This is a genomic window from Pseudoalteromonas sp. SG43-6, assembly GCF_014164365.1.
GTDB lineage: Bacteria > Pseudomonadota > Gammaproteobacteria > Enterobacterales > Alteromonadaceae > Pseudoalteromonas > Pseudoalteromonas rhizosphaerae.
This window is the reverse complement of record NZ_JACJEZ010000140.1, coordinates 1-925: the sequence shown is the minus strand read 5'-3', so window position 1 is coordinate 925 and position 925 is coordinate 1. Positions and strand designations below refer to the sequence as shown.

Below are 925 nucleotides of genomic sequence, written 5' to 3'. Positions count from 1 at the left end.
CAATCAGCCAGAACAAGATGAAAAGAGTGAGCAATGGCAATCACAACTAATAAATGGATATAGATTATGGACAAGCTCATAAAATTACTTATCACACTCGCTTTAATATTATTCGCTGTAGGATGTTCGTCTACAGGTAAAATTGATTACATGGTTGCAGGCGGTGCGACACAAAAGGGTAATGAAATTTGGGTGCAATCAATTACTTTTGATAATAGTTGGGGTATTCCTATGGGGAGCCTTGGTTGTTGCTGGCAAAGTGCCGGTAAAACAAGTGGCGTTTACGATCAAAAATTCCCAGAAAAAGTAGCCGTTGAATGGTTAGATAAGTCAGAAAATAGAATTTACTTTGGTGAAGTGGCAATAGATAAAAATGGTTATAAATTAGCCAGTAAATTACCTCGATTTAGTTACCATACAGGCGAAGTAGAAACTGATATTTACCCATATTTAATAGTTGGTATGGGTGAATCAGGTGAGATAAAGGTTTGGATTTCAAATACACCATCAGCCGGGTTTACTGGACGTGTTCTACACGAGCTTGGCTCTGGGCAAGCTCAATGGCGTGAGAATAAGTAGTAAAGCCACGACCCTAAGCTTATGTTCTATAAAGTATTCGCAGAGGCAGCCCGTAGCTCATGGCCCTGAAGAAGACGCTGAATTCACCACTAAAAACCACAGCTCGCGCTTTGTTATAATCAGCCTGCGCAAGCAGAGCTCAGCACACAATGGCAATCACAACTAATAAATGGATATAGATTATGGACAACCTCATAAAATTACTTCTTATTAGTCTGTTAGCTGTATTACTAGGCGGTTGTGCAACAACAGGTGAAATAGATTATATGGTTGTATCGGGTTCAACGGATGAAGGTAATGATATATTCGTGACTTTAATTAAGTTTGATGACCAGTGGGATGTACC

The 925-nt window shown here is 39.5% G+C and carries 1 protein-coding gene; it reads left to right on the top strand.

From position 1 onward, the window contains the following. The first annotated feature begins 66 nt into the window (after positions 1 to 66). Positions 67 to 579: a DUF2931 family protein gene (locus H5201_RS22480; RefSeq protein WP_182719699.1), complete on the top strand. Its 513-nt coding sequence runs from the start codon at positions 67 to 69 to the stop codon at positions 577 to 579. The last annotated feature ends 346 nt before the right edge of the window (positions 580 to 925 follow it).